The 18555-nt window shown below is 72.1% G+C and carries 16 protein-coding genes; 6 read left to right on the top strand and 10 right to left on the bottom strand.

Annotated elements, in window-relative coordinates:
• Nucleotides 1-7 precede the first annotated feature (7 nt).
• The 6 genes from ACH4S8_RS15040 to ACH4S8_RS15065 all read right to left on the bottom strand — a co-directional run bounded on the left by ACH4S8_RS15040 (nucleotide 8) and on the right by ACH4S8_RS15065 (nucleotide 6356).
• Nucleotides 8-901 (bottom strand): carbohydrate ABC transporter permease, encoded by an 894-nt coding sequence (locus tag ACH4S8_RS15040; protein WP_398393813.1) that lies wholly within the window; start codon nucleotides 899-901, stop codon nucleotides 8-10.
• Nucleotides 898-1860: a carbohydrate ABC transporter permease gene (locus tag ACH4S8_RS15045; RefSeq protein WP_398393815.1), complete on the bottom strand. Its 963-nt coding sequence runs from the start codon at nucleotides 1858-1860 to the stop codon at nucleotides 898-900. Before ACH4S8_RS15045 ends, ACH4S8_RS15040 begins: the two co-directional genes overlap by 4 nt.
• A gap of 20 nt (nucleotides 1861-1880) precedes the next feature.
• Nucleotides 1881-3143, bottom strand: coding sequence for an ABC transporter substrate-binding protein (locus ACH4S8_RS15050; RefSeq protein ID WP_398393817.1), 1263 nt, complete (start codon nucleotides 3141-3143; stop codon nucleotides 1881-1883).
• A gap of 271 nt (nucleotides 3144-3414) precedes the next feature.
• The gene (locus ACH4S8_RS15055) at nucleotides 3415-4662 is read right to left on the bottom strand and encodes an ROK family protein (RefSeq protein WP_398393819.1); all 1248 of its coding nucleotides are present in this window, start codon (nucleotides 4660-4662) and stop codon (nucleotides 3415-3417) included.
• 163 nt (nucleotides 4663-4825) lie between these two features.
• On the bottom strand, nucleotides 4826-6076 hold the full coding sequence (locus ACH4S8_RS15060) for an FAD-binding protein (RefSeq protein ID WP_398393821.1): 1251 nt from the start codon (nucleotides 6074-6076) through the stop codon (nucleotides 4826-4828).
• A gap of 121 nt (nucleotides 6077-6197) precedes the next feature.
• On the bottom strand, nucleotides 6198-6356 hold the full coding sequence (locus ACH4S8_RS15065) for a hypothetical protein (protein WP_398393823.1): 159 nt from the start codon (nucleotides 6354-6356) through the stop codon (nucleotides 6198-6200).
• On the opposite strand from ACH4S8_RS15065, the gene ACH4S8_RS15070 reads away from it, so the two are divergent.
• The gene (locus ACH4S8_RS15070; RefSeq protein ID WP_398393825.1) at nucleotides 6355-7332 is read left to right on the top strand and encodes a hydroxyacid dehydrogenase; all 978 of its coding nucleotides are present in this window, start codon (nucleotides 6355-6357) and stop codon (nucleotides 7330-7332) included. The two genes, ACH4S8_RS15065 and ACH4S8_RS15070, sit on opposite strands and share 2 nt — an antisense overlap.
• Nucleotides 7333-7561: 229 nt before the next feature.
• Here the strand turns inward: ACH4S8_RS15070 and ACH4S8_RS15075 are convergent, their stop codons facing one another.
• Entirely contained in the window at nucleotides 7562-8410 is an 849-nt protein-coding gene (locus ACH4S8_RS15075; protein WP_398393827.1) for an alpha/beta fold hydrolase, read from the bottom strand.
• Nucleotides 8411-8571: 161 nt separating this feature from the next.
• Between ACH4S8_RS15075 and ACH4S8_RS15080 the strand changes: the two genes are divergently transcribed.
• The 4 genes from ACH4S8_RS15080 to ACH4S8_RS15095 all read left to right on the top strand — a co-directional run bounded on the left by ACH4S8_RS15080 (nucleotide 8572) and on the right by ACH4S8_RS15095 (nucleotide 15004).
• Complete coding sequence (locus ACH4S8_RS15080) at nucleotides 8572-9894, top strand: radical SAM protein (RefSeq protein WP_398393829.1); 1323 nt, start codon at nucleotides 8572-8574, stop codon at nucleotides 9892-9894.
• Nucleotides 9895-10418: 524 nt separating this feature from the next.
• A complete protein-coding gene (locus ACH4S8_RS15085; protein WP_398393831.1) occupies nucleotides 10419-11927 on the top strand; it encodes a cellulose binding domain-containing protein in 1509 nt (502 codons plus the stop codon).
• Between the two features lie 295 nt (nucleotides 11928-12222).
• On the top strand, nucleotides 12223-13338 hold the full coding sequence (gene rsgA / locus ACH4S8_RS15090; protein ID WP_398393833.1) for a ribosome small subunit-dependent GTPase A: 1116 nt from the start codon (nucleotides 12223-12225) through the stop codon (nucleotides 13336-13338).
• Nucleotides 13339-13543: 205 nt separating this feature from the next.
• Complete coding sequence (locus tag ACH4S8_RS15095) at nucleotides 13544-15004, top strand: DNA-3-methyladenine glycosylase 2 family protein (RefSeq protein ID WP_398393835.1); 1461 nt, start codon at nucleotides 13544-13546, stop codon at nucleotides 15002-15004.
• Between the two features lie 84 nt (nucleotides 15005-15088).
• Here the strand turns inward: ACH4S8_RS15095 and ACH4S8_RS15100 are convergent, their stop codons facing one another.
• Nucleotides 15089-15457: a PPOX class F420-dependent oxidoreductase gene (locus ACH4S8_RS15100; RefSeq protein WP_398393837.1), complete on the bottom strand. Its 369-nt coding sequence runs from the start codon at nucleotides 15455-15457 to the stop codon at nucleotides 15089-15091.
• Nucleotides 15458-15704: 247 nt separating this feature from the next.
• Here ACH4S8_RS15100 and ACH4S8_RS15105 point away from each other — a divergent pair, with 247 nt between their 5' ends.
• Nucleotides 15705-17018 carry an SGNH/GDSL hydrolase family protein gene (locus ACH4S8_RS15105; RefSeq protein ID WP_398393839.1) on the top strand — a complete coding sequence of 438 codons (1314 nt, stop codon included), beginning with the start codon at nucleotides 15705-15707 and terminating at the stop codon, nucleotides 17016-17018.
• On the opposite strand, the gene ACH4S8_RS15110 is transcribed toward ACH4S8_RS15105, so the two are convergent.
• Both ACH4S8_RS15110 and ACH4S8_RS15115 read right to left on the bottom strand, forming a co-directional pair.
• A complete protein-coding gene (locus ACH4S8_RS15110) occupies nucleotides 17005-17487 on the bottom strand; it encodes a DUF456 domain-containing protein (protein ID WP_398393841.1) in 483 nt (160 codons plus the stop codon). The two genes, ACH4S8_RS15105 and ACH4S8_RS15110, sit on opposite strands and share 14 nt — an antisense overlap.
• Before the next feature lie 36 nt (nucleotides 17488-17523).
• A complete protein-coding gene (locus ACH4S8_RS15115; RefSeq protein ID WP_398393843.1) occupies nucleotides 17524-18504 on the bottom strand; it encodes a helix-turn-helix domain-containing protein in 981 nt (326 codons plus the stop codon).
• Nucleotides 18505-18555 lie beyond the last annotated feature (51 nt).

The following is an 18555-nucleotide window of genomic DNA, read 5'->3' on the forward strand; positions in this document are numbered from 1 at the left end:
TCCTCGTTCAGCCCTTGATGCCGGTCTGCGCGATTCCCTGGACCAGCCAGCGCTGGAGGAAGAGGAACACGAACACCAGGGGCAGGATGGAAATGGCCGTGGCCATGAAGATCAGATGGAAGTTGACGGTCTGGTTCGTCATGTACGAGGACAGCGCCACCTGGACGGTCCAGGCGTCGGGGTCCTGGCCGATGACCAGCGGCCACAGGAAGGCGTTCCAGCCGCTGATGAAGGTGATGGTCGCGATCGCGGCGAAGAAGTTGAGCGAGTTGGGCACGACGATGCGCCAGTACGCGCCCCAGTGGCCGAGCCCGTCCATGCGCGCCGCCTCCTCCAGTTCCTTCGGGAACCCCAAGAAGTACTGCCGGAAGAGGAAGCACGTGAAACCGCTGAAAAGCCCCGGAATGATGAGACCGCGAAGACTGTCCACCCAGCCGAGCGAGGACACGAGCACGAAGCTCGGCACGAAGGTCACGGCGGCGGGAACCATCAGGGTGACCAGCACCGCGTAGAAGACCTTGTCGGCGTGCCGGTACGGGATGCGCGCGAGGCCGTAGCCGGCGAGCGAGCAGACCAGCAGGGTGCCGAGGGTGTGCAGCACTCCGACGACGGCGGAGTTCCACAGGGAGCGGGCGAAGGGGACGGTGGGGTCGTCGAACAGCTCCGCGATGTTGCCCCACTTGAGATCGGTGGGGAAGAACCGCCAGTTCTCGCCGGTGATCTCGGCGTCGGTCGACAGGGCGTTGCGCACGAGCAGATAGAAGGGGACGAGGAACAGCAGACCGGCGACCCCGGTGGCGACGTACAGGCCGGTACTGCCGAGGACACCACCGCGCTTGTTCCGCCGGCGCCTCCCCGGCGCGGCGGCGTGAGCCCCCCGGCCCCGTGTGACGGCGGTCATCCGGCCTCCTCCCCGCGTCCGAATCCCATGAACCTGCCCTGGAGCAGGGTCACCAGGCAGATGAGCAGCGTGAGGATGACCGCGCCCGCGCTGCCCGCGCCGTAGTCCTGCGCCTGGCCGAGTGCCGTGTAGTACAGCTCGACGAGCGGCGGGCGGCCCCAGGTGGTCTTCGAGAGCAGGTTGAAGAACTCGTCGAAGGCCTGGTACGCCGCCACGAGGAGCAGCAGGACCACGGCCGTCGAGGTGGCGCGCAGCTGCGGCAGGGTGATGTGGCGGAACGACTGCCAGCCGGGCCCGGCACCGTCGATCGCCGCGGCCTCGTAGAGCTCGGGCGGGATGTTCTGCAGGGCGGCCAGGAAGAGGATCATGTAGAAGCCGGCCTGGAGCCAGAGCCGCGCGGTCACGATGACCAGCCAGTACCAGGGCGGATCCGGGTCGGCCAGCCAGGCGATGTTCTCGACGCCGAACCAGCCGAGGACGGTGTTCATCAGACCGAAGCGGACCCCGCTGAAGAGGGACATCTTCCAGATCAGCGAGGCGGCGACGTAACTGCACGCGGTCGGCAGGAAGAACACCGACCGGAAGAACGCCCGCATGAGGCGCAGCCGGTTCACCAGCAGTGCGAGGCCCAGGGAGAGCGCCCAGGTCAGCGGGACGATGAAGGCGGCGAAGACGGTGAACGTGACCAGCGAACCGGTGAAGTCGCCGTTCTCCAGCATCTGCCGGTAGTTGTCGAAGCCGACGAACTTGTCCGGGGTGACGGTGAAGCGTGCCTCGAAGAAGCTCAGCCACAGGCTCCAGCCGATCGGCACGTACACGAAGACGAGCAGGCCGATGAGGAAGGGGCCGGTGAACAGCCAGAAGGCGAGGGTGGTTCCGCCCCGCCGGAACCGCCGCGGCCGGGGTGCGGCGGCCTCGGCCGGGGCGGAACGCGGGACATCGTGCGTGGTGGTCGACATGCCGGGGCCCGTCCGCCGGCCTATCCGAACAGCTTCTTGAGTTCGCGGTTCACGGTCACGTCCGCCTTGTCGAGCGCGGCCTCCGGGTCCCCGTTCTTGCGGACGCAGTTGGCGAAGACGTCCTCAAGGGCGGTGATCATGGACTGGGTCCAGCCGATGTTGTCGAAGTGCCCGTACTCGCCGAAGAGTTTGACGCCCTCGGCGGGAAGCCCCGACTTGAGCTTGGTGGCGGACGCGGCGAGCGAGGAGCGCGGCGGGATGTGGAAGCCGTACGACAGCGACCAGTCCTCCTGGTACTTCTTCTGGTCGATCCACAGCCACTTCACGTACTCCTTGGCCAGGTCGACGTGTCTGCCCTTGGCGTTGACGAACATCGACCAGCCGCCGTTGTAGACGGACGGCTTGCCCGAGTCGGTGACCTTCGGGAACGGGAAGACCCCGATGTCGTCGCCGAGCACCTTCTGCATCTGCGGCATCGCCCACATCCCGCAGAACTGGATCGCGCACAGGCCCTGGTTGATCGCCGACGGGTCCCAGTAGTCGGCCGGGGCGTCGAGGAGCAGATGGCCGCTGGTGAACAGGCCCCGCATCGTCTTCAGCCCCTCCTTGACCCCCTCCGTGTGGTAGGCGATCCGGTTCTTCTCGTCGAGCGTGTCGGCGCCCGCGGACCAGATCATCGGGTTGATGACCGCGTGCAGGTCGTTGCCGATGAACAGGCCCTTGACCTTGCCGGTCGTCAACTTCGCCGCCGCCTCGACGAGTTCGTCGAGCGTGGTCGGCACCTTGACGCCGGCCTTCTCCAGCAGGGAGGGCCGGTAGAAGAAGAACTGCGGGTCGTCGATCATGCGGACGCCGTAGACCTTCCCGTCGACCGTGTGCGAGGCGATGTCGGCCGGGTTGAAGTCGTCCTTGACCGGATCGACGATGTCGCTCAGGTCCGCCACCTGGCCGCTCTTGACGAGCTGGATCTGCGGGTGGAACTCGAAGACGTCGGGCGCGTTCTCGGTGAGCAGGGAGGCGAACAGCTTGCTCTCGAAGTCGCTGCCGGTGATCCACTGCGTGGTCACCCCCGCCTTGTCGTAGGCCTTCGCGTACCGCTTGATGGCCTGCTCGGTGCCCGCCTCCCCGTAGGCATGGAAGTACTGGACCAGCTCCTTGCCCGAACTTCCGCCCCCGGAGCGCCCGTTGTTGCTGCCGCAGGCGGCCAGTGGCCCGAGGGCGGCGAGGCCGGCGGCGGCCCGCAGTACGGATCGACGGTCCCAGTTGCTGCTCAATGCCGACATGGTGACGTCCTTGTCTTGTAGGCGGTTTGAGTGCGCTCTGCGTGCTGGTTGCGTGCGGCCTCGGCTCGAACGCGCCGTGCGGTGCCGGACGTTAACCTTCCGCCAATCCTTCGGCAAGGGGTTGGACGAAGTCCGTGCGAAGCGTTGCCGGGGGTTCGGGATACCGGACGCCATGGGCCGGGATCCGCCGGAGCGGCCGGGCGTGGCTCGTCAACTCACGTGAAAACGACGGCACTTGAGCTGAGCGGTGCCGTGGGGTCCGGCTGCTCCGTCACGCCGGAGGCGCTGTGCGGCTCCGGGCGGGGGCGGTTCGCCCGGCCGGCCGGCGGCCGACCGACTTGAGTGCCCCTTCGAGGGCGAACGTGGCGGCACCCAGGCAGACCGGGTCGGTCGGAATGGGGGAGAGGACGATCTCGGTGGCCGCGAGCGGACGCCGCAGCGCGTGCCGGGCGACGGCCTCGCGCACCTCGCGCAGCAGCGGTTCCCCGAGCGTGGCCGCGACCCAGCTGCTCAGCACGACCACTTCGGGGTTGAGCAGGTTGACCAGGTCGGAGATCCCGGCGCCGAGGTAACGGGCGGTGTCGCGTACGACCTTGACGGCCACCGGGTCCTGTGCGGCGACGCCCGCGGCGAGGGCGTCGATGGTGGCGGTCTGGTCCTCCGGGTGCAACAGGGTGCTGCCGGGGCTCAGTTCGCGCAGGTTCAGCATGATTCCGGGAGCCCCGACATACGTCTCCACGCAGCCGTGGTTGCCGCAGTGGCACAGCCGGCCGTCCAGCACGAGGGTGGTGTGGCCCCACTCGCCCGCGCTGTTGCTGACGCCTCGGTGCAGCCCGCCGCCGAGCGCGAGACCCGCGCCGACACCCGTGCCCAGATTGACCACGACGGCGTCACCGCGTCCGCGGGCCGCGCCGAACCACAACTCGGCGACGGCGCAGGCGCGCAGCGGGTTGTCCAGGTGGAGCGGATAGGGGATGTGCTCCGCGAGCAGATCGAGCAACGGCACGTCGTGCCAGTCCCAGTTGGGCGCGTACTCCGCGATCCCGGTGTCGCGGTCGACCTGCCCGGGGACGCTGACGCCCACGCCCAGGACCCGCGCGCCCTCCACCCCGGCCTGCGCGACCACCGAGCCGACGGCGGCCGCGACATGGCCGACCACCTGCTCCGGGCGGCTCTCGCCGGGGCGCATGTCCTCGTCGGCGCGGGCGAGCACGTTCAGGGCCAGGTCGAACAGCTCGACACGGACGTACGTCTCCGCGATGTCGACACCGATCAGGGCGCCCCCGGCCGCGTTGACCGCCACCAGCCCCCGTGGACGGCCGCCCGCGGAGTCCTCGAAGCCGACCTCGGTCAGCATCCTCAGGTCGAGCAGTTCACCGACGAGCGTGGCGACCGTGGCCAGGCTGAGCCCGGTCGCCGCCGCCAGCTCCTGCCGCGAGGTGGGGGACGCGGCGATGATCTGCCGCAGCACCTCGTACCGGTTCGCGGTGCGGATGTCGCGTGACGTACCGCGCTTCATGGGACTCCCCCTCGCTCCCGCGCACCGGCTGCCGGGCGCGTCGGCCGCCCGGTTCCCCGGGGCCGTGACGAGGCCCGCCGGTTCCCGCGCTGCGCAAGGCTATGGCCCGCCGGGGACATTCGACAAGGGGTTAGGAAATGGGGTGGAGGAAGGGGGAGGACGGTCAGTCGAGCGGGTGGAGGAAGTCCCGCACGAACGCGTTGGCGAAGGTGCCGGCCGGGTCGAGCTCGCCGGCCAGGGCCCTGAACTCCGCCAGCCGCGGCGACCGTTCGCGCAGCACCTGCGGCGGCACGGTGAACACCTTGCCCCAGTGCGGCCGCGGCCCGAACGGATCCAGCGCCCGCTCGACCCGGCGTACCACCGGCAGGACGGCCTCCGTGTCCTCGATCCAGGTGAAGTGCACGGCCACGGTGTCCCGGCCGTACGCCGGACTCAGCCACTGGTCGTCGGCGGCCACGGTCCGCACCTCGCAGATCTGCAGCACCGGCGCGATCGTCGCGCGGATCGCGTCCAGGGCGTGCAGCGCCGCCATCGCGTCCGAGCGCGCCAGCAGGTACTCCGACTGCAGCTCGGCCCCGCTGCTCGGGGTGAACTCGGCCCGGAAATGCGGCAGGCGTTCGTGCCAGGGACCGGGGACCCCCAACTGCTCCGTGCAGTTGCGGGCAGGCATGCCCGGCACCGGGTGCATGGCCTCGGTCGCGGGCGTGGCCCACGGGAAGTCGGGCGACGGCCGGTCCGTACGCCGCTTGAGCCACACCTGCCGGAAGCCCGGACGCCTCCAGTCGGTGAACAGGCTCACGCTGTACGCAGACGCCGCGACCGTCTCGAAGTCGATTCCCTCCAGGGGGAGTTCGGTGAACACATGCTGGCTCACCTCGAAGTCCGGCTCCAGGTCGAGGGTGAGCGCGGTGACCACACCGAGCGCGCCCAGCGAGGTCACGGCGCCGCCGAACCGCTCCTCGCCCCGGCCGATGACCAGGCCGGAGCCGTCCGCGGTGATCAGCTCGACCTCGCGCACGGCGGCGGCCAACGACCCGTTCGTGATCCCGGAGCCGTGGGTGCCGGTGGCGACCGATCCCGCGACCGAGATGTGCGGGAGGGAGGCCATGTTGTGCAGCGCGAGTCCGTGCTCGTGCACCCGGCGGGCGAGTTCGGCGTACCGGACACCGCCCGAGACCCGTACCGTACGGGCCGTCGTGTCGACGTCCACCGAGCCGGGCAGCGCGGTCAGGGACAGCAGGACGCCGTCGGCACCCGGTTCGGCGATCTCGTTGAACGAGTGCCCGCTGCCCAGCACCCGGACACGGGAGCTGTCCGCGACCAGGGCGCGCAGCGCGTCGAGCGAGGAGGGCCGCTCCAGTTCCTTCGCCGTGTACGTGATGTTGCCGGCCCAGTTGGTCAGGGTTCCAGTCATCCCCGTCGTCCCTTTCCGGGAGTCGCTGTACGTGGTCCCGTGCGACGGCCACCCGGCGAACGTACCCCGCCGGTCCGCCCAGGTGGCAGACCTGTCCGTTGACCTTCTCACGTGGCGCGACCTAGCGTGGAGAGCGGTTGCTGTCCTCGGCGTCACCGAACCGGAAGGCCGTCTCCTTGCCCGAACGTCCTGTGGTGGAACCGTCCGAGATCCCTGTGGCGAAACCGTCCGAACGGCCGGTGGCGAAACCGTCCGGACGCCCTGTGGCGATGTTCGCCATGACCGCCGGGAACGTGCCCCGGATCTTCCCCCCGGACACACTCGCCCGGCTGCGCGAACTGGTGGACATCGATCTCTCCACGGTGGCGGGCGACTTCACGGAGCCGCGGGCACGGGCCCGGCTCGCCGACACCGAGATCCTGATCACCGGCTGGGGCTGCCCCGTGCTCGACGCCGGCACGCTCGACGCGGCCCCGAGACTGCGGGCCGTCCTGCACGCCGCCGGTTCGGTGAAGAGCTTCGTGACACCGGCGGTGTGGGAGCGCGGCATCGTCGTCTCCTCGGCCGCCGCCGCGAACGCGCTGCCCGTCGCCGAGTACACGCTCGCCATGATCCTGCTCGCGGGCAAGGACGTCTTCGCCCACCGGGAACGCCTGCGCGCCGAACGGGCCTTCCCCTACGGCGAGATCCTCCCCGGTATCGGCAACTTCGGCCGCCGGGTCGGCATCGTGGGCGCCTCCCGCATCGGCCGGCGCCTCATCGAACTGCTCCGGCCCTTCGACCTGGCCGTGAGCCTCGCCGACCCCTACGTCGACGAGGCCGGGGCGGCCGCCCTCGGTGTCCCGCTGCTGCCGCTCGACGAACTGCTCGCCGGCAGCGACGTCGTCACCGTCCACGCGCCGCAGACCCCGGAGACATGGCATCTGATCGGCCGCCGCGAACTCGCCCTGATGCCCGCCGGATCGGTGCTGGTCAACACCGCGCGCGGCTCCCTGGTCGATCACGACGCCCTCGTCGAGGCGCTGCGCGCCGGGCACGTCAGCGCGATCCTCGACGTCACCGACCCCGAACCGCTGCCCGCCGACTCCCCGCTGTACGACCTCCCGAACGCCTTTCTCACGCCTCACCTGGCCGGCTCGCAGGGCAACGAGGTCGCCCGCCTCGGTCTGACCGTGCTGGACGAGGCCGGACGCCTGCTGTCCGGGAAGGCGCCGGAATTCCGGATCGGCCCGGAGGACCTGGAACGGACCGCCTGACAGCCGTCGCCACGGCCCGCCCGCGACGGCAGTCGCCACGGCGCTCCCGCGACGGCCGTTGCCCATGTTCCGCCCGCGACGGCTGTCATCCACGTTCCGCCCGCGACGGCCGTCGCCCGCGGCCTGCCCCGGGCCGCCGGTCCCGTGCGGCCCGCCTCCGGGCCACCCACCCGCCTCACCCGGCGAGGTGAACCCCGTCGGCCCGGCCGTCAGTGGGCGGGCCTCGCCGTCAGTGGGCGGGCCCCGCCAGGAACGCCTCCGTCGCCGCCGTGAACCGTGCCGGATCGTCGAGCCACGGAAAGTGCCCCGCCCCGGGCTGCACGACCAGCTCGGCGCGCGGGAACAGGGCCGCGACCTCGGCCATCGCCGCGGGCGGGGAGTTCAGGTCGACCTCCCCGGCGAGTACCAGCACCGGGCACGCCAGCCGCGCGAGTGCCGCCCGGGTGGCGTCCGGGGTGAACGCGTCCTCGGCGAAGCGGGCCGCGGCCTCGTGGTTCTTGTGCTCGTCCTCCGCGTCCCGGTGGGCCCGCGCGGCCTCGTCCCAACGGCCGTACCAGAAGGGGGCGACGGCCCGGAACGCGGCGGCGTCCCCGTTCCCGGCGACGATCGCCTCCAGCGCCGCGAACGCCTCGGGGAACCAGGGCTCGTCCCGGCGCAGCAGTGCCGTCGCCCGTCTGACCTCGCCGCTGATGTCGACCCCGACGGCGTGGACGCTCGGGGTGATCAGCGCGAGGCGCGCGACGCGCTCCGGGTGGCGCTGCGCGTAGAGCAGAGCCAGATTCGTTCCGCCGGAGTGCGCGAGCAGGTCCATCCGGTCGAGACCGAGGTGCTCGCGCAGCGCCTCGACGTCGTCGACGAGCCGGTCGCAGCGGTACGAGCCGGGGTCGGCCGGGATCGCGGACCCGCCGGTCCCGCGTGGATCCGCCATGATCAGCAGCCGGTGCGCGGAGAGTCCGCCCAGGTCACCGAGGTAGGCGCAGTCCTGCATGGGTCCGCCGGGCAGACACACCACGGGCGGGCCGTCCCCTGAGGTGCCGAAGGCCAGCTCGGTCCCGTCGTACGCGCTGAAGGCAGGCATGGCGACGACTCTCGCAGCGGCGCCCGGACGGAGCAAACGAGATCCCGTGCGGCGGCGGGCCCCACGACGCGGGGGCCCCGGCACGACCGATGTACGGGCGGGGGCATACCGTGAGGAGTCGAACACGACAGACGAAGCAGGTCGGGAGCGAGGAGAACGGGATGGGCAGCCGCACCGCGCTGGTCGAGGATCTGATGGAGCGGTTCCCGCACGTGCCGCGGGAAGCCGTCATCAAGGAGGACCTGCTCCGCGGGGGCGTGGCCTTCGACGCGTCCGCCCTCAGCGACAACGAGAGCGGCGAGGTCAAGCCGAAGTCGTACTTCATCTTCTCCTTCGACCACGGCACCCTGCCCGAACTGGGCGAGGCCGCGCTCCGGCGTCCGCCCGAGGAGATCATCCTCACCGGCGGCCCGTACGGCCTGCGGCGCACCGTCGTGTCCGTGCGGGTCAATCCCGCCTCGCCGTACCGCGTCGCCGCCGACGACGAGGGCGTCCTCGGGCTCTACCTCGACGGGAAGCGGATCTCCGACGTCGGGGTGCCGCCGATGCCCGAGTACTACCGGCACACCCTCTCCAACGGGAAGTCCGTGATGGAGGTGGCCCCGACGATCCAGTGGGGCTATCTCATCTACCTCACCGTCTTCCGGGTCTGCCAGTACTTCGGCGCCAAGGAGGAGTGCCAGTACTGCGACATCAACCACAACTGGCGCCAGCACAAGGCGGCGGGCCGCCCCTACACCGGGGTCAAGGACGTCGAGGAGGTCCTCGAGGCCCTGGAGATCATCGACCGGTACGACACCGCGAAGGCGTCGACGGCGTACACCCTCACGGGTGGCGCGATCACCAAGACGGTCGCCGGACGGGACGAGGCCGACTTCTACGGCCACTACGCCAAGGCCATCGAGGAGAGGTTCCCCGGGCGCTGGATCGGCAAGGTGGTGGCCCAGGCGCTGCCGCGCGACGACGTGCAGCGGTTCAAGGACTACGGCGTGCAGATCTACCACCCGAACTACGAGGTGTGGGACCGTCGGCTGTTCGAGCTGTACTGCCCCGGCAAGGAGCGTTACGTCGGCCGCGACGAGTGGCACAGGCGCATCCTCGACTCCGCCGAGATCTTCGGCGCCCGCAATGTGATCCCGAACTTCGTCGCGGGCGTGGAGATGGCCGAGCCCTTCGGGTTCACCAGCGTCGACGAGGCGATCGCGTCGACGACCGAGGGCCTGCGGTTCTTCATGTCGCACGGCATCACGCCCCGCTTCACCACCTGGTGCCCCGAGCCGACCACCCCGCTGGGCAAGGCCAACCCGCACGGCGCGCCGCTGGAGTACCACATCCGGCTGCTGGAGGCCTACCGCGCCACGATGGACGACTTCGGGCTCCAGTCGCCCCCCGGATACGGTGAGCCCGGTCCCGGCCGGGCGGTCTTCTCCGTCAGCTCCTTCATGGACAGCCTGCCCGCGCAGGAGGCGGTCTCCCAGGTCTGACCCGGCGCCCCGAAGCGCCCCCGTGCGGACCTGATGCCCGGGGTCCGTACACAGAGGGTCCGTACGTCACACGGCCCGGACGCCGCTTCGGCGTCCGGGCCGTGTGTGTCGTGCCGCTTCGTGCCACGTCGTGCCGTGTCGTACTGCTTCGTGTCGCGCCGAGGAGTGGCAGTCCTGTGAAGGTTGGAGTGATCGGTTTCCCTCGCGGCCTCCTCCCGTACGACACTCTGGCCACCGGAGTCCCGGCTCGGGCCGCCGGAGCGTGAACTCGGGCTGCCGACGTACGGATTCGGGTCGCCGGAGCGTGGACCCGGGCCGCCGGAGTACGAACCCGGGCCTCCGGCGTTCGACGGCCCGTCCTGTGATCACGCGACCGCATCATGTGACTACGTCGCTTGTCAGTTGTGTCGGAAGCGTGAAAGGCTCTGGCCCGTTGTCGAGAAGGCCGCCAACTCATGCTGAAAACAGGCGAGTTGGGCGTTGTCTGACGTTGCACACGGAAGCAGTGGATGCAGGAGCCCCCCATGCCAGACCTGCCGACCCCCCAGGACGCCGCCGAGGCCGCACTGTTCTCGGAATGCTGGGACGCCGTCCTGTCGTACGCCGACCTGTGCACGTCCGGCTCCGCCGCGGCCACGCAGCTGGCCACCGAGGCGTTCACCCACGGCATCCACGAGGCGCGCTCGGTCACGGCCCGCACGAAGACCACCGGGCGCAGGAACCCCCAGCTGCCCCGGATACCCCTGCTGCTGAACTCCGTTCGGACCACCGCCGCCGCCTGGGAGGCACACGGCCAGGGGCACCGGCTGGACCCGGACCTCAGGCTGTGGCTCAACTCCGAGAAGGCCGCCCGCTACACCGGGCCCCCGCTCCACCGCCCGGTCGCATTGCGCGGTCTGAAGGACCTTCAGGAACCCGACGCCGCCCTGCTGTGGCTGGTCGAGGTGGAGGCGCTGCCGCTGCCCGCGGTGGCCCGGCGGCTCGGCCTCGACCCGGTGGCGGCTGCCGAGGAACTCGGCCAGGTGCGGGCGCTGTTCAGGGACCGGTGCCACCGCAACCACCTCGACACGCCGATGGACGCCAAGTGCCGCAGCTACGCCCGGCTGCTCGACGCGGTCACCCGCTCGCCGGGCGCCGAGACGCCCGATGACCTCTCGCAGCACCTCGCCCGGTGCGTGGAGTGCGCGGAGGCCGCGGCCTGTCTGCGGCTGCACGGCGGCGGGCTGCCCGCCGCGCTCGCGGGCGGAGTGATCGGCTGGGGCGGCCTCGCCTACCTGGAACGCAGGCGCCGCGCCGCGGAGGCGGGGCTCGCCGGCGGGCGTACGGACGCGGCCGCGGACACCGGGCTCGCCGAGATCAAGGAGGCCGCGCCCCGGATCGGCCGCACCGGACTGCTGGTCGCCGCCGTCATCGTCTCCGGCCTCGCCCTCACCGTCTCCCTGATGCCCTTCGGCTCCGGGAACGACCGTGACGTCTCCGCGCGCGGAGACGCGGCCGACCGGCAGCCGGTGGCCGATCCCGCCGTGTCGTCCCCGCCGGCGACCAAGCGCGCCGAGGGCGCGCTCGTCTCGCCCGAGCCCGTGGACACCGGCGTCGACACGGGTTCGAAGTCCGACCCCGAGCCCCAGGGCACGCCCTCGTCCCCGGCCCGCGCCACCGAGGGGACCCCGGGCTCCAAGAGTTCCGCGGCACCCGTCGAGGTGACGAAGAGCCCCGCCTCCTGCGAGGTGAAGTACACCGTCGTCGACCAGTGGACGGACGGCTTCCAGGCCAGTGTCACCGTCACGTCCGAGAAAGCCCTCGACTCCTGGCAGATCGGCTGGACCTTCGACGACGGCCAGCGGGTCACACAGATGTGGGACGGCACGGTCGCCCAGGACGGATCCCGGGTGACCGCCTCCGCCAAGGACTACAACAAGTCCGTCACCGCGGGCGGTTCCTTCGCGGTCGGCTTCAACGGCTCCTGGCACGACGGGAACACGGCCCCGGACGCCTTCACCCTCAACGGCGGACGCTGCACGACGGCTCACTGAGCCCGCCGGCCCGGCCTGCCCGCCTGTCCGCCGAAGCCTCGGCGGGCAGGCGTTTTAATTCGATTGACGGGCCCGAGGGGGCCCCGGATACAGTTCACGCGTCGGCATCGAGGCATGGGCTTCGAGGCGTCGGCTTCGAGCGAGTAACAGGAGGTGTGACCGATGGCTGTCGTTGCGATGGGCGCTGCCCGCATCCAGAAGTTCATCAAGTCCACCTCCGTGGCCGCCGGCTGACCTTCCTCTTCCTTCGCGCCGTAGTGCGCGTCGCCGGGGCCGCCCTTGTGAAGGGTCTCCCTTGACTTCCAGCTTCGCTTTCCCGACCCCGTCCGCCTCCCTCGGGCTGTCCCCGCTCGTCCCGTACGGCTGGGACGACGCCTGGGCGGACGAGTTCGCTCCCTACGACACCGAAGGACTCGTCGCCGGACGCGTGATCCGCGTCGACCGCGGCCAGTGCGACGTCGCCACCGCCGACGGCGTCATCCGCGCCGACACGGCCTTCGTGACCCCGCACGACCCGATGCGCGTCGTGTGCACCGGTGACTGGGTCGCCGTCGAACCGGCCGGCAACCCGCGTTACGTGAAGGCGTATCTGCCGCGCCGCACGGCCTTCGTGCGCTCCACCTCCTCCAAGCGGTCCGAGGGGCAGATCCTCGCGGCCAACGTCGACCACGCCGTCGTGGCCGTCTCCCTCGCCGTCGAACTCGACCTCGGCCGCGTCGAGCGCTTCCTCGCGCTGGCCTGGGAGTCCGGCGCGCAGCCCGTGGTCGTCCTCACCAAGGCCGACCTGGTCCCCGAGGCGGCGACCCTCGCCCACCTCGTCCAGGACGTGGAGACCACCGCGCCCGGGGTTCCCGTGCTCGCCGTCAGCTCCGCGACGGGAGAGGGGCTCGACGTCCTGGAAGCCGTGCTCGCCGGCGGTACGGCCGTGCTGCTCGGGCAGTCCGGCGCGGGCAAGTCGACCCTGGCCAACGCGTTGCTGGGCGAGGACGTGATGGACGTACGGGCGACCCGCGACATGGACGGCAAGGGCCGGCACACCACGACGACCCGCAATCTGCTCGTGCTGCCGGGCGGCGGTGTCCTGATCGACACGCCGGGGCTGCGCGGCGTCGGACTCTGGGACGCCGAGAGCGGCGTCGGGCAGGTGTTCTCCGAGATCGAGGAGTTCGCCGCCGACTGCCGCTTCCAGGACTGCGCCCATGTCGCCGAGCCCGGGTGCGCGGTGCTGGCGGCCGTCGACTCCGGCGAACTGCCGGAACGGCGACTGGAGAGCTACCGCAAGCTGCTCCGCGAGAACCAGCGGATCGTCGCGAAGACGGACGCGCGGGTGCGCGCCGAGATCCGCCGTGACTGGAAGCGCAAGGGAGCGGAGGGCCGCGCCGCCATGGAGGCCAAGCGCGGACGCTGGTAGCCGGGGACGGGGTGGAGGGACCGGGTCCGGGGCGGGGCGGAGGGCCCGGCTCCCGGGAGACCTCCGACCCGGTCCGCCGGGAGTCCGGCTCGCCCGCGCCACCGCCGTGCGTGGTGGCGCGGGCACGGACCGTCCGCCGCCCGGCCCGGGACGCCGCGTCCGATTTCCGCCAGCCCTGTCGTCCGGGCCGGGACACACTGGAAGCGTGAACGACGAGGACACCAAGCACGAGGACACCGGGGACGCGGACACCAAGTACGAGGCCGTGCGGAGCCGGGACGCCCGGTTCGACGGGGAGTTCTTCTTCGCCGTGCGGACGACCGGGATCTACTGCAGGCCCAGCTGCCCCGCGGTGACGCCGAAGCGGCGCAACGTGCGGTTCTACGCGACGGCCGCCGCCGCGCAGGGTTCGGGATTCCGGGCCTGCCGCCGATGCCGCCCGGACGCCGTACCGGGGTCCGCGGCCTGGAACGTACGGGCCGATGTCGTCGGCCGCGCCATGCGCCTGATCGGCGACGGCGTGGTGGACCGCGAGGGCGTCGGAGGTCTCGCCGCGCGGCTCGGCTACAGCGCCCGCCAGGTCCAGCGACAGCTCACGGAGGAGGTCGGCGCGGGGCCGGTCGCCCTGGCCAGGGCCCAGCGGGCGCACACCGCGCGGACACTCCTGCAGACCACCGAACTGCCCGTCACCCAGGTCGCGTTCGCGGCCGGGTTCGCCAGCGTGCGCCAGTTCAACGACACGATCCGCACGGTCTACGCGTCGACACCGAGCCAGGTGCGTGCCGCCGCGCCGCGCACCGGCCCCGCCCCCCGCAGCGCCGCGACCCCGGCGGCGGGCGTCCCGCTCCGGCTCGCCCACCGGGGGCCCTACCAGTCCACCGCCGTCTTCGATCTGCTGGCCGCCGAGGCCGTCCCGGGTGTCGAGGCCCTCGACGGCAACCGCGGCCGGCGTACGTACCGCCGGACGCTCCGGCTGCCGTACGGCACCGGAATCGTGGCCGTCGAGGAGCGGCCGGGCACCGGCGCGGGCGGGACGAGCGGGATCGCGGGAGCACCGGGCCCCGGCCACGCCGCCCACCCCGGCGGCTGGCTCGACGCCCGGCTGCACCTCACCGATCTGCGAGACCTCACCACCGCCGTACAGCGGCTGCGGCGGCTGTTCGACCTCGACGCCGACCCCTACGCCGTGGACGAGCGGCTGGGAGCCGACGCGCGGCTGGCTCCGCTGGTCGCGGCACGGCCGGGCCTGCGGTCGCCGGGCGCCGCCGATCCGGACGAACTGGCGGTACGCGCGCTGATCGGGGAGGCGGAGGCCGGGCGTCTGGTGCTGCGGTACGGCAAGACGCTGGACGCCGAGTGCGGCACGCTCACCCATGTCTTCCCCGAGGCCGCCGTGCTCGCGGAGGCGGAACCCGGCGGCCCGCTCGGCGCGCTGACCGCCGCCCTCGCCGACGGCACCCTGCGTCTCGACCCGGGCGCGGACCGCGAAGAGGCCCGGGCGGCGCTGCTCGCGCTGCCCGGAATGGACGAGGACACCGCCGCCGTCATCCGCACCCGGGCCCTCGGCGACCCGGACGTGGCACCACCCGGCGTGGACGCCCCGGACACCTGGCGGCCCTGGCGTTCGTACGCCGTCCGGCATCTGAGCACGGCGGGAGAGCCGTAGCCCGGCGGTGCCACGGTCGAACTCGCTCCTCCACGCTCCGGATCGGGCGGACGGCTCACCGACCTGTCCCGGTCGTGGGGGCGTTCAGTCGTCGAGGCCCCAGCTGTGAACGCGCCTCGGGTGAACACGGATCAGTTCCTCGCTGAAGTGCGGACCCAAGTCATGTGCTCCGGTGAGGAGTTCCGCCTCTCCGCGGATGTCGATGCCCCGGACCTTCCACGGCTGGAGGCTGACGATGTCGTCGACGACGAGAGCGACCTTGGGGTTCTTCTGAAGATTGCGCCACTTCTTCGTGGTGCCCATCGAGTAGCCGCCGATCAGGATCGTCCCGTCCTCCTGCGGGAAGAAGCCCACGGGGTTGGCCTGGGGCTGCCCGAGGGGATCGACGGTGGCCAGCCGTCCCAGCCGCTGCGACCTCAGATACGCGCGCTCGGCCTCACTGAATTCGGTCATGACAGCAGCCAAACACGCCCCTGCCTCCCGGCGCATCGGGTTGCGGTCCTAGGACCAGGGGCGGAGAGGGGGTCCGGCCGCCGCCGCTCCGGTCCGGCCACTGTCGCTCCCGTCCGGCCGCCGCCGCTCCGGTCCGCCCACGTCCGCTCCGGTCCGCCCACGTCAGCCTGCGTCCGCTCACGTTCGGGCGCGTCCGAAAGTGTGATGATGCGACGTCGGGGTGCAGGTGCGGGGAATCGATCGCCCCATGTCCCGCGCGATCATGTTCCGGCGTCTGTGGCGTCTCCCGCGTCTCCTCGTCCCCCTGGCGACCGCCCTGCTCCTCACCGCGACGGGTGCGACCGCCGAAGCGCGGTCCGCGCCCGGTCCCGGCGCCCCGGCCCGGACCCGGGCCGGGGCCTGGACGGGGACCTGGGAGGCGGCGGCCTCCGGTACCGCACCCGCGCTGCCCGGCGCCTCGGTCCGCAATGTCGTCCACACCAGCGTCGGCGGCCGGGCCGCGCGCGTCCGTCTCTCCAACCGGCTCGGCACGGCACCGCTCCGGCTCGGTTCCGTGACCCTGGCGTTGCAGCGGCCGGGCGAACCGGGAAGCCCCCGGGCCCGCGCGGGCTCCGTGCGCGCGGTCACCTTCGCCGGCGCCAGGTCGGTCACCGTCCCCGCCGGCCGGGACCTGGTCAGCGACCCGGTCGCCCTGCGCGTCCCCGCCGGTGCCAACCTGTTGGTCTCGGTCCACACCCCCGCCGATTCCGGCCCGGCGACCTACCACCGCTCCGCGCTCCAGACCAACTTCATCGCTCCCCTGGGCGACCGGACCGCCGAGGAGAGCGGCGCCGCCTACACCGTCGCCGTCGACAGCTGGTACTACGTGACCGGCGTCGACGTGCTCGGTGCCCCGGCCGCCGGCAGTGTCGTCGCGCTCGGCGACTCGATCACCGACGGCACCGGCTCCTCGCCCGACGCCAACCACCGCTGGCCCGATCTGCTCGCCGCCCGGCTGCGCGGGCTTCCCGCGCACCGCAGGCCCGGCGTCCTCAACGCGGGGATCTCCGGGAACCGGCTCCTGCTCGACGGCCGGGGCCCGAGCGCGCTCACCCGCCTGGACGCCGACGTCTTCTCCCGCGCGGGCGTCCGCGCGATGATCGTGCTGGAGGGCGTCAACGACATCAAGGGAACACCGGAGCAGACGGACCCCTGTGCGCTGGAGGACGCCTACCGGCTCGTCGTGCGCCGCGCCCACGCCCGCGGCATCACGGTCGTCGGCGGCACGATCACCCCGTACGGCGGTCATGCCGCGTACACCCCGGCCCGGGAAGCCGTGCGGCAGGCCGTGAACGCCGCCATCCGCACCCACCGGATCTTCGACGCGGTCGCGGACCTCGACGCCGCCGTCCGCGACCCGGCCCACCCGGACCGGATCCTCCCCGCCTACGACCCCGGAGACCACCTGCACTTCAACGACGCCGGCATGAGCGCGCTGGCCGACACGATCGACCTGCGGTCCCTGTCGGCACCCCGCACCCCGGCCCCCGATCACCGCGCCCGGCCCCTCAGCCCCAGATGACCGCTCCCAGCCAGGCGCCCATGATCAGCAGGCAGGCGAAGAGTTCCGTCAGCACGCTCCAGCCGCCCGCCCGCATCGCGGTCCGCACCGAGGCCTTCGCCGGGCCGTGGCCGCCGAGGCGCAGCCGTTCGCTGAGGTAGATCCCGCCGACGAAACCGGCCACGGCACCCACCACCGGGACCAGGAAGAAGCCGAGGAACGAGCCGCCCCCCGCGAATACCGCCATCCGGGTGGTGGCACCGCTCTCGCGCAGCCGCCGCGGCGGCAGCATCCAGCGGACGGCCTGGGAGAGCAGCAGGACCGCTGTCGAGGCCACCAGGACGGCCCAGGACAGCGTCTGCGGGTAGCTCAGCGCCCACCACAGCACCGCGGCCCAGACGAGCCACGACCCCGGCAGACCAGGCACCAGTACTCCGACCAGGCCGAGCAGAATCACCAAGCCGACCAGCAGGAGTTCCCACACTCCCATCTGCCCAGCCTGCCCGAGCGGACGGGGGAGCGCAGGTCAGCGCCGCGCCACCCAGTCACGCTCGTACGCGTGCCAGCCCAGCTGCAGCCGGGTCGTCACGCCCGTCAGCTCCATCAGACGCTTGACCCGGCGCTGCACCGTCCTCAGGCCCAGGTCGAGCTGTTTGGCGACGCTCGCGTCGGTCAGGCCCGCGAGGAGCAGGGAGAGGATCTCCAGGTCGGTGGTGTCCGGACCGTCCGGTTCCTGCTCCAGCACGCCCCGGCTGCCCAGCCGCAGCGGCAGCGCGTCCCGCCACACCGACTGGAACAGCCCCGACAGCAGCTCGAGGAGTCCGCTCGCGTGCACGACCAGCGCGGCCGGCTCGGCGGTGTGCGAGGTGAGCGGCACCATCGCGAGCGCCCGGTCGGCGATCACCAGTTTGGTCGGCACCCGGTCCACGACCCGCACCTGCTCGTCGCGGCCGAGCGCGGCCGACAGCTCGGTGATCCCGGTCGGCTGGTCCAGGACGGACCGCTCGACGACCACGCGATAGCGGACGCCCCGGCCCGCGGCCTGTTCCTCGGCGTCGTTGTCCGTGCCGGAGACCACCATCGGGGTGCCGGTGACCAGCGCGCACACCTCGTCGCAGGCGCCCAGCTGAAGCTGCAGGAAGCGCTGCGAGACGGCCGCCGCGCCGATCACCACCTCGACCAGGTCGTGCACGGCCGGTTCGCCCGCCGTGCCCCGGTACTCCTCGGCCAGCAGCGCGGCCGCCAGTTCCGCCTTCTCCAGTTCGTGGCGCTGCTGGGTGAGCAACGCGCCGAGGGCGACCCCGGGCGGGGCCGCGACCCAGCGTCCGGGCCGCGCCGAGGACTGGGCGGCCAGGCCCCGTAGCTCCAGCCGCCGCAGGGCGCGCTCCGTCTCGTGCTCGCCGAGCGTGAGCCGGCGCGCGAGATCGGGCACCTCGGCGGCGCCCGCGGACACCAGCGCGCGGTACGCCGACTCGTGGGTCTCGTCCAGACCTATCGCTCCCAGCATGCGGCGAAGCCCCTCCCGTGGATGCGTTCCGGCCGGGCCGGCCGAGCCGTG

This window comes from Streptomyces sp. NPDC021080 (assembly GCF_044333225.1).
In the GTDB taxonomy this organism is placed as follows: domain Bacteria; phylum Actinomycetota; class Actinomycetes; order Streptomycetales; family Streptomycetaceae; genus Streptomyces.

Excerpts from the sequence above, each read along its gene's own strand:
- ACH4S8_RS15055 (WP_398393819.1), bottom strand. The coding sequence starts at position 4,662 with ATGAAGCGCGGTACGTCACGCGACATCCGCACCGCGAACCGGTACGAG.
- ACH4S8_RS15060 (WP_398393821.1), bottom strand. The coding sequence starts at position 6,076 with ATGACTGGAACCCTGACCAACTGGGCCGGCAACATCACGTACACGGCG.
- ACH4S8_RS15110 (WP_398393841.1), bottom strand. The coding sequence starts at position 17,487 with ATGGGAGTGTGGGAACTCCTGCTGGTCGGCTTGGTGATTCTGCTCGGC.
- ACH4S8_RS15115 (WP_398393843.1), bottom strand. The coding sequence starts at position 18,504 with ATGCTGGGAGCGATAGGTCTGGACGAGACCCACGAGTCGGCGTACCGC.
- ACH4S8_RS15080 (WP_398393829.1), top strand. The coding sequence starts at position 8,572 with ATGGGCAGCCGCACCGCGCTGGTCGAGGATCTGATGGAGCGGTTCCCG.
- ACH4S8_RS15105 (WP_398393839.1), top strand. The coding sequence starts at position 15,705 with ATGTCCCGCGCGATCATGTTCCGGCGTCTGTGGCGTCTCCCGCGTCTC.
- ACH4S8_RS15040 (WP_398393813.1), bottom strand. The coding sequence starts at position 901 with ATGACCGCCGTCACACGGGGCCGGGGGGCTCACGCCGCCGCGCCGGGG.
- ACH4S8_RS15075 (WP_398393827.1), bottom strand. The coding sequence starts at position 8,410 with ATGCCTGCCTTCAGCGCGTACGACGGGACCGAGCTGGCCTTCGGCACC.
- ACH4S8_RS15045 (WP_398393815.1), bottom strand. The coding sequence starts at position 1,860 with ATGTCGACCACCACGCACGATGTCCCGCGTTCCGCCCCGGCCGAGGCC.
- ACH4S8_RS15085 (WP_398393831.1), top strand. The coding sequence starts at position 10,419 with ATGCCAGACCTGCCGACCCCCCAGGACGCCGCCGAGGCCGCACTGTTC.
- ACH4S8_RS15070 (WP_398393825.1), top strand. The coding sequence starts at position 6,355 with ATGACCGCCGGGAACGTGCCCCGGATCTTCCCCCCGGACACACTCGCC.
- ACH4S8_RS15050 (WP_398393817.1), bottom strand. The coding sequence starts at position 3,143 with ATGTCGGCATTGAGCAGCAACTGGGACCGTCGATCCGTACTGCGGGCC.
- ACH4S8_RS15100 (WP_398393837.1), bottom strand. The coding sequence starts at position 15,457 with ATGACCGAATTCAGTGAGGCCGAGCGCGCGTATCTGAGGTCGCAGCGG.
- ACH4S8_RS15065 (WP_398393823.1), bottom strand. The coding sequence starts at position 6,356 with ATGGCGAACATCGCCACAGGGCGTCCGGACGGTTTCGCCACCGGCCGT.